Below are 7,531 nucleotides of genomic sequence, written 5' to 3'. Positions count from 1 at the left end.
GCACTGGTCATGCACCGCACCATCGTCGGGAAGGGCGTCGTGCGCACGGTGGTGCTGATCCCGTACGGCATCGTCACCGTCGCCGCCGCGTACAGCTGGTACTACGCGTGGACCCCGGGCACGGGCTATCTCGCGAATCTGCTCCCCGACGGCAGTGCCCCCCTCACCGACCAGATCCCGTCCCTGGCGATCATCGTGCTCGCCGAGGTGTGGAAGACCACGCCGTTCATGGCGCTGCTGCTCCTCGCCGGTCTCGCGCTCGTCCCCGACGATCTGCTCAAGGCCGCGCAGGTCGACGGCGCCGGCGCATGGACGCGCCTGGTGCGCATCATCGTGCCCTTGATGAAACCGGCGATCCTGGTGGCCTTGCTCTTCCGCACACTCGACGCCTTCCGCATCTTCGACAACATCTACGTCCTCACCCGCGGTTCCAACGGCACCGGGTCGGTGTCGATCCTCGGCTACGACAACCTGTTCCGGGCCTTCAACCTCGGGATCGGATCGGCGATCAGCGTCCTGATCTTCCTGTGCGTCGCGATCATCGCGTTCGTGTTCATCACCTTGTTCGGTGCGTCCGCACCCGGCTCGGACGAAGGGGGCCGATGATGGCCGAGACCAGGAAACGGACCCTGTCGTGGTCGGCGGTGAACCTCGTCGTCCTGCTCTACGCACTCGTTCCGGTGCTGTGGATCGCGAGCCTGTCGTTCAAACCGCCCGGCACCATCCAGGACGGCAGCTTCATCCCGCAGCAGTGGACACTCGACAACTACCGCGGGATCTTCCGCACCGACGCGTTCACCAGCGCCCTGATCAACTCCATCGGCATCGGCCTGATCGCCACCGTCATCGCCGTGCTCCTCGGGACGATGGCGGCCTACGCGATCGCCCGGCTCGATTTCCCCGGTAAGAAGCTCCTGGTGGGTGTGGCACTGCTCATCGCGATGTTCCCCCAGATCTCCCTGGTCAGCCCGCTGTTCGAGATCATGCGCGGACTCGGACTGTTCGACACGTGGGCGGCGCTGATCCTGCCGTACATCACCTTCTCGCTGCCGCTCGCGATCTACACCCTGTCGGCCTTCTTCAAGGAGATCCCGTGGGAGCTCGAGAAGGCCGCGAAGATGGACGGCGCGACACCGGGCCAGGCGTTCCGCAAGGTGGTGGCTCCGCTCGCGGCTCCGGGCATCATCACGGCGGCGATCCTGGTGTTCATCTTCTGCTGGAACGACCTGCTGTTCGCGATCTCGCTGACCTCCACCGAGCGGTCCATCACCGCACCGGCCGCGATCGCGAACTTCACGGGCGCATCGCAGTTCGAGGAACCGACCGGATCGATCGCGGCGGCGGCCGTGGTCATCACGATCCCGATCATCGTGTTCGTCCTGATCTTCCAACGTCGAATCGTGGCCGGACTTACCTCCGGCGCAGTGAAGGGGTGACTACCGTGGCCGAGATCGTGCTCGACAAGGTGACGAAGGAATATCCGGACGGCGCGAAAGCCGTCAGCGACGTGGATCTCGAGATCGCCGACGGCGAGTTCATCATTCTCGTCGGCCCGTCGGGCTGCGGAAAGTCCACCACGCTCAACATGATCGCCGGTCTCGAGGACATCTCCGACGGCGAACTGCGCATCGCGGGGGAGCGGGTGAACGAGCGGGCACCGAAGGACCGCGACATCGCGATGGTCTTCCAGTCCTACGCGCTGTACCCGCACATGTCGGTGCGCGACAACATCGCGTTCCCGCTCACCCTCGCGAAGGTGCCCAAGGACGAGATCACCCGGAAAGTCGACGAAGCGGCCCGGATCCTCGACCTCACACAGCATCTCGACCGGAAGCCCGCCAACCTGTCGGGCGGCCAGCGGCAACGCGTGGCCATGGGACGTGCGATCGTGCGCAGCCCCAAGGCCTTCCTCATGGACGAACCGCTGTCGAACCTCGACGCCAAACTGCGCGTGCAGATGCGCACCGAGATCGCGCGCCTGCAGAAACGTCTCGGTACCACGACGGTGTACGTCACCCACGACCAGACCGAGGCGATGACGCTCGGCGACCGCGTCGTCGTGATGCGCGGCGGGCTCGTGCAGCAGGTCGGCGCCCCGCAGGACCTGTACGACCACCCGAAGAACCTGTTCGTCGCCGGCTTCATCGGGTCGCCGTCGATGAACTTCGTTCCGGGACAGATCGAGAACGGTTCGGTCCGTACCTCGTTCGGGGAGTTCCGGCTTCCCGACGAGCGGTGGGAGGTCGTGCGCCGCAACAATCCGTCGCGCGAGGTGGTCGTCGGTATCCGTCCGGAGCACTTCGAAGATGCCGACCTGCTCGACCCGACCCAGCGGGAAGCGGGCGTGACCTTCTCCGCGGAGGTCGACGTGCTCGAGTCCATGGGATCCGACAAGTTCGCGTACTTCACGGCCGAGGGTCCGGGCGTGCAGTCGAAGGATCTCGACGAACTCGCCGCCGACGCGGGCGCCGACATGTCGGCGGAATCGCTGGTCGCGCGGTTGTCCGTGGAGTCGCAGGCCGCGAAGGGCAGGACCGTGCAGTTGTGGTTCGACCCGGCGAAGATCGCGCTGTTCGATCAGGACACCGGAGCGAACGTCACCCTCTGACAAGACGGACTTCGGTGGCTCCGCCCCCGCGATACGGGGTCGGATCCACCGAACTCGTCGATCAGCGGGGCGCGCGGGTCCGGAGTTCGTCGACGATCTCCTCGCTCCACACGTGCCGCCGCACCAGGCGGTAGCGTTCGCTCGCGATCCACAGGTACACCTCGGCGTCGGTGCGTGAGCGCAACATCCCCGCTTCCCGGGCCATCGCGACGACGGGGACGAATTCCTCCTCGTACCAGCGCCGCGCGACCTCCTCGCGGGTGAGGTACTCGCCGAGATCCTGCATCAAGCGGAAACCCCACGCCTCGACGGCCTCGGCCAGTTCGGCGTATCCCCACGGGTCGGACACGCGGATCGTGTCCTGGGCCGCGCCGTGCAGGGGAACGCGGCCGAGAAACATCCTGAAGTGGTCCTTGCGCACGAGATCGGGACGGGCGGTGATGCCCTCCGCGGGCACCTTCGTGGTGATCTCGGTGACGTAGGCGTCGATGGTGCGGTCGCCCTGCGCGTAGGCGATGGACACACGGTGGTGCCCGTCCTGCACGAAATGCATCGGTCCCACCCGGTACACGGAGATCGGGGGCATGGCCTCGCCGCGCCGCCGCGCGGCCGCGATGCGTTCCCACCGGGCGCGCAGGCGTGCCGAGGTGGGGCGGAAACGGCGGTCGAAATCGTCTGCGCGGTCGACGCTGCCCACGATCGAGGCGACCTCGATGATCTGCAGCCCGAGTCGTCGTTCGCCGAGGCGTCCGAGTGCGGCGACGACGTCGTCGAAGGGCAGCACGGTGTTGATGTCGGCCGGTTCGCGGCGCAGCCATGCGATCAGCCGGGCGTACTCGGCGCGCCGGCGTTGCCGGGCGAAATCGTCACCGGCGTCGGAGACCGGAAAACCGGTGTCGCGAGCCACGCTTCGACGGTACCGGGCAGTGCGGAGGTGCGGGTGGGAACCGCATGTGCGGGGCGGGGGTTACATTGCAGGAGTGACCGACGCAGTTCTCCCCGCAGTTCGCAGCCACCTCGCCGAGCATCTGACCGTGCCGGGGGATCCGGAGCCGGAATCGGCGTCGGTGACCTTCCTCGGTCTCGAACCGATCGAGGTCCTCCGCTTCCGTGGTGCAGAGCTCCTGCGGTACGCCACTCTGGGGTGCTCGCGGCATCCGATGGGCGATCCGACCGACATGGTGGCCGACCCGACGCGCGGACCACGCGCCGAACTGCTGCTGAGCCTGCGCGACAACGAGGGCATCACCGCCGGGGCCCATCGCACGCTCGCGGTGCTTGCTGCGCTGCCCGCCGTGGAGGGCGTGGTCCTCACCGACGACGCGCTGCTCGATCTCGGTGAGCCGCTGTGGCCGGGCGCTCCGTTCACCGCGGTGTTGCTCGAGACGGCCGATGTGCCGTCGCTGGAACTGCCCGAACCCTCCGATCCGGTCCACTTCTTCGAGGCCCGCCCGATCACCGGTACCGAAGCGGCATGGAAGCGGCTGAAGGGAACCGAGGCGCTGCGCGAGGCGTGGGAGGAAGCGGGCATCGACCTGAGCGACCCGCGCCGGGCGCAAGCACGTCTGTGACCGCCCAGGTTCTCACCGACCGCGCGCTCGGACGCGCCACGCTGGCCCGCCAGCACCTGCTGCGACGGAGCGGCACGGATGCCCTGACGATGATCGAGCACCTGCTGGGACTGCAGGCCCAGGCACCGCTCGCACCGTATTTCGCCCTGTGGACCCGCATACGGAGTTTCCGGCCCGAGGCGTTGTCGGACCTGCTGGAGTCGCGTGCGGTGGTCCGGATCGCGTTGATGCGCGGCACGGTGTTCGCGGTCTCCGGCGCCGACGCGCACGCGCTGCGTCCGTGGGTGCAACCGGTGCTCGACCGGGGTGTCGACGCGAACAGGGCTCACCGGGCCGGGCTCGACGGTCTCGACAGGACCGCGCTCGTGTCGGTTGCCCGGGAGCTGCTGGCGGGCACTCCGAGGAGTCAGGCCGAACTGCGCCCGCTGCTCGCCGAACGGTTCCCGGATCAGGATCCGGCCGCGTTGTCCCATGCGGTGCGGTGCCTGCTCCCGCTCGTGCAGGTGCCGCCGCGCGGGCTGTGGGGGCGATCCGGACAGCCGCGCCTGGCGCACCTCGACGAGTACGTGGGCCCGCCGCCCGTGCTTCCCGGTCCCGATCGGCTGATCCTGCGGTATCTGGCCGCCTTCGGTCCCGCGAGTGTCCAGGACGCACAGGCCTGGTGCGGCCTGACCCGGCTCGGCGAGATCGTCGATCGGCTCCGCCCACAGCTCGTGGTGTTCCGGGACGAGCGCGGGGCGGAGCTGTTCGACCTTCCCGACGCGCCGCGACCCGACCCGTCGACCCCTGCCCCGGTGCGCATCCTCGCGCCGTTCGACAACGTGCTGCTCTCGCATTCCGATCGCACCCGATTCGTCTCGGATGAGGACCGCACGCGGATCATGACGCGGAACGGGATCATCGCGCCGCTGCTTCTCGTCGGTGGCACGGTCGCGGGCAGTGCCCGCGTGATCACCGACCGGACCACCGCCACCGTGGAGATGACGCTGTGGCGGACGATCACCGCGTCCGCCCGGTCGGCGCTCGAGGCCGAAGGCATGCGCCTGCTGAACTTCGCGGCTCCGAAGGCCGACACGCACAACGTGCGGATCCTGGACACGGCCTGAGCCGCTCGGCTGTCAGCCCTGCGGGACGACGACCCCGAGCGATCCGCCACCGAGACACACGGTGGTGCCGGGTGTGGACGAGCGCGCCTGCAACGCCGACCCGTCTCCCGAGACGCGGACATACACCGTGCCGAGCCCTTCGGTGACGGGAACCGTGACGGAGTCGTGGCCGGGGAAACCGAGATCGATCGTGCCGTCGGCGGACGCCCGGTAGTTCACCTGCACCGTCCATTCCCAGTCGCCCGCGGGGGAGTCGAGCGGAAGGGCCGTGACGGCGTCGCCGGTGACGAGACGGCCGCAGTCCGGCTCGGGACCGGGCGGGACGGACCGCAGCGGCAGCAGCTCGGCGGGGGCGCGGTGTCCGCGATCGTCGAGGACCCAGAGGTCGGTCGTGTAATCGCGGACGTCGGACCGGTCCGGCAGCGCGGAGAAGACGGAGCCCACCAGGTTGTGCGGATAGGTGACCGGCAGCAGGATCCACACCGACACCGGATGGTCGAGCACGGTGTCGTCGGGCCGGGCGGTCAGCGCAGCCTTCGCCGCCCCGAGATAGTCGCCGGTCGGGTTGTCCGACCAGCTGCGCGCGAACGTGACGGTCGACCACAACGAGCCGACGGTGAACACGGCCGCGCAGGTCCAGGCGGTCGCACGAACGGCGCGAGGGCGGCTCGTCGTGCCCCGCCGCGGGGCGCGCAGGATCAGCGCCGCGGCGATCGCGACGACCACGGCCGAGTCGGCGAAGTAGCGCAGGGTGCGCGCGAGTTCGTAGGTGGTCTCCGGGCCGAAGCGGGTACTGATCATGGCCGCGAGCGACGCCAGCACGTAGGCGATCACCGCGATCCACACCGGGCCCGTTCGCCGGCGCCGGCGCACACTCCACCCTGCCGCGAATGCGACGGCGAACCACCCGACGACGACGAGCACGACCGGGGGATCGGCCCACGGCGGGCTCGGGTTCCACCGCTCCCACTCCCACGGACCACCGAGCAGCGACGGCAGCAGCCCGTAGGACAGCCCGTGATGGGTCAACCCGGCCACCATCGACCACGGCGGAACTCCGAACCGGGATTCGACCACCGCCGTGTAACAGAGCGCCCACCCGACCAGCACGGCCACCGACGCGAGCCACAGCGGGCGCGCCCGCGCCCAGGTGCGGCGCACCGGTCGCGCGAGTCCGTCGACGTGGGACGCGAGCGCGACCGTCGCGAAGGCGGCGAACGGAACGAGGACGGACTTCTCGAAGAACAGCAGGGCCACCACGGTGACGACGAGTGCGCTCACGAGATGTCGTCGTCGCCCGGTCCTGCTGTACTGCAGCGCATCTCCCGCGACCCAGGCCAGCGCCGCCTGCAGTGGCAGCGCGTTGAGCGCGGCGGCCCACCAGGCGAAGGCCGGCAGGGTCAGCGGGGTGAGGAGGTAGAACAGCAGCGGTCCCCACAGGGCGCGTCGCGGACCGAGCAGCAACCAGAGCACCCGTAGCACCGCCAGCGATGCGAGCAACTGCCCGATCACGAGCGAGGCCGCCGCCGGCCACCATGCCAACGGCGCGACGGCCGTGGCGATCCCCGCCACGAGGAAGGCGGCGGGCATCAGGTGACCGTCGTGGTCGTACCGCAGGAATGCGTCGGACAGCAGCGGATACGACCCCGCCCGGCCGACCAGTATCAGGTCGTCCCAGTAGAACTCGCCGGTCGCGGCCACCACGGTCCGGAGGATCGTCTGCAGCAGGATCAGCGCGAGGGCGACGACGAGCACGTGGCGCCGGGGTGACCGCGCCGACCGTGTGGTGGGCGTCGCAGATCTGTCGAGTTCGGTCGTCACAACCAGTTGTTGCGCCTGAAGGTGACGAACAGTCCCACTGTGATCGTGACGATCGCGGCGAGCACGACGTAGTAGCCGTACTCCCAGTGCAGTTCCGGCATGCGATCGAAGTTCATGCCGTAGATCCCGGCGATCATCGTCGGAACGGCGGCGATCGCGACCCACGCGGAGATCTTGCGCATGTCGGTGTTCTGCTGCACGGTGACCTTCGCGATCGCCGCGTCGAGCAGCGTGCCGAGCGTTTCGTCGAAGGCGGCGATGCGGTCGGACACCGTCGTGTGGTGGTCGGCGACGTCGCGGAAGTATCGTCGGACGTCCTTCGGGATCGGGTTGCCCGGCGCCCGGATGAGCTGTTGCAACGGTTCGGCGAGCGGAACGACGGCCCGGCGCAACTGCACGATCTCGCGCTTGAGCATGTAGATCTG

8 protein-coding genes are annotated in these 7,531 nt (G+C 68.9%); 5 read left to right on the top strand and 3 right to left on the bottom strand.

From position 1 onward, the window contains the following. The 3 genes from R1101_RS0112210 to R1101_RS0112200 form a co-directional block, all read left to right on the top strand. A partial coding sequence (locus tag R1101_RS0112210) for a carbohydrate ABC transporter permease (RefSeq protein WP_016933707.1) occupies nt 1-606 on the top strand: 606 nt, incomplete at its 5' end. Beyond that, entirely contained in the window at nt 606-1,436 is an 831-nt protein-coding gene (locus R1101_RS0112205; protein ID WP_016933706.1) for a carbohydrate ABC transporter permease, read from the top strand. The genes R1101_RS0112210 and R1101_RS0112205, both read left to right, overlap by 1 nt. Before the next feature lie 5 nt (nt 1,437-1,441). Continuing rightward, entirely contained in the window at nt 1,442-2,608 is a 1,167-nt protein-coding gene (locus R1101_RS0112200) for an ABC transporter ATP-binding protein (protein ID WP_026003189.1), read from the top strand. Between the two features lie 61 nt (nt 2,609-2,669). Here the strand turns inward: R1101_RS0112200 and R1101_RS0112195 are convergent, their stop codons facing one another. Next, nucleotides 2,670-3,515 carry a hypothetical protein gene (locus R1101_RS0112195; protein WP_016933704.1) on the bottom strand — a complete coding sequence of 282 codons (846 nt, stop codon included), beginning with the start codon at nt 3,513-3,515 and terminating at the stop codon, nt 2,670-2,672. Nucleotides 3,516-3,588: 73 nt separating this feature from the next. Here R1101_RS0112195 and R1101_RS0112190 point away from each other — a divergent pair, with 73 nt between their 5' ends. Then, a complete protein-coding gene (locus R1101_RS0112190; protein WP_016933703.1) occupies nt 3,589-4,179 on the top strand; it encodes a suppressor of fused domain protein in 591 nt (196 codons plus the stop codon). Then, nucleotides 4,176-5,285, top strand: coding sequence for a winged helix DNA-binding domain-containing protein (locus tag R1101_RS0112185; RefSeq protein WP_016933702.1), 1,110 nt, complete (start codon nt 4,176-4,178; stop codon nt 5,283-5,285). Before R1101_RS0112190 ends, R1101_RS0112185 begins: the two co-directional genes overlap by 4 nt. Nucleotides 5,286-5,297: 12 nt before the next feature. Here R1101_RS0112185 and R1101_RS0112180 read toward each other — a convergent pair whose 3' ends face one another. Continuing rightward, nucleotides 5,298-7,106, bottom strand: coding sequence for a hypothetical protein (locus R1101_RS0112180; protein ID WP_016933701.1), 1,809 nt, complete (start codon nt 7,104-7,106; stop codon nt 5,298-5,300). Continuing rightward, on the bottom strand, nt 7,103-7,531 hold a 429-nt coding region (locus tag R1101_RS0112175; protein WP_016933700.1), incomplete at its 5' end, for a CorA family divalent cation transporter. The genes R1101_RS0112175 and R1101_RS0112180, both read right to left, overlap by 4 nt.

This window comes from Rhodococcus sp. R1101, from assembly GCF_000278445.1.
Lineage (GTDB): Bacteria > Actinomycetota > Actinomycetes > Mycobacteriales > Mycobacteriaceae > Rhodococcus > Rhodococcus gordoniae.
Note: the sequence above shows the minus strand (reverse complement) of the source record. Positions and strands in the feature narration are given on the sequence as shown.

What these genes read in the sequence shown, in the direction of transcription:
- R1101_RS0112205 (WP_016933706.1), top strand. Translation starts at nt 606, where the DNA reads ATGGCCGAGACCAGGAAACGGACCCTGTCGTGGTCGGCGGTGAACCTC.